This window comes from Burkholderia sp. Ac-20392 (genome assembly GCF_017104585.1).
GTDB classification, from domain to species: Bacteria; Pseudomonadota; Gammaproteobacteria; order Burkholderiales; family Burkholderiaceae; genus Burkholderia; species Burkholderia lata.
Genome location: NZ_JAAGPB010001067.1, coordinates 1 through 831, shown reverse-complemented (window position 1 = coordinate 831; position 831 = coordinate 1). Strand labels below are relative to the sequence as shown.

Genomic DNA, 831 nt, shown 5'->3' with positions numbered 1-831 from the left:
GAGTGGATGGCGACGTCCGAGATCGGCTTCCGCACGCGCCAGCGCCGGCGACAGCGCGTCGTCGGCCAGCCGGACCTGGCCCTCGCGCAGGTAGCTCAGGCCCGTGATCAGTTCGCCCCAGCGCGCGACATAGCCAAACCCGGCCACCGTTTCGCCGCGCGGCGCCGCGTGCTGGAAACGGCGCGCCTGCGCGGGTTCGCCGACGATGATCGCGCGCGCCGACAGCCGGTTCGCGTGCATTTGCGCGAGCCAGGTCGCCGCCGGTGGCGTGAAGTCGGCCCACGGTTCGAACAGCTCGACGAAGTGGTCGATTTCGTCGGCGTAATACGCGGCCGCGCTGAGGATCAGCGCGCATTCGTAGCGCATCGCCGCGGGCGTGCCGGGATCCGCGAGGATGCCCGCGATCTGGCGCTGCGCCTCGACATGGCGCTCGCCGAGCGCCAGCGCCCATGCCACCGCGACGCGTAGCGTCGGGCGCTTGTCGAGCTCCGCATCGGGCAGCAGCGCGAGCCAGTCGAGCACGTCGTTGATGCGACCCTGCTTGATCGCGTCCTCGAGGCAGCGCTGCGCGAGCGCGTAGGCCACATCGAACTGGCCGGCCGCATACGCGTGGCGGGCGGCTTCCTCGGTCATCCCGTGCGCGTCGAGCCACGCGGCCGCACGCGCATGCAGCGCGCTGCGCTCGGCTTCCGGGCCCGCGGCCAAGCGGTCGCGCAGCGTGTCGCGCACGAGCGGATGCAGCCGGCACCAATCCGAATCGTCCGACGCAATGAACAGCGGCGTGTCGCGTGCGAGCCGCGCGAGACGGTCGGGCGCGTCCGCGTCGTCGAG

Annotated in this window: 1 pseudogene; it reads right to left on the bottom strand. The window is 72.3% G+C overall.

Going from position 1 to position 831, the window contains the following annotated elements:
• A pseudogene (locus tag G3N99_RS40810) lies at window positions 1-831 on the bottom strand (LuxR family transcriptional regulator); the annotation flags it as partial.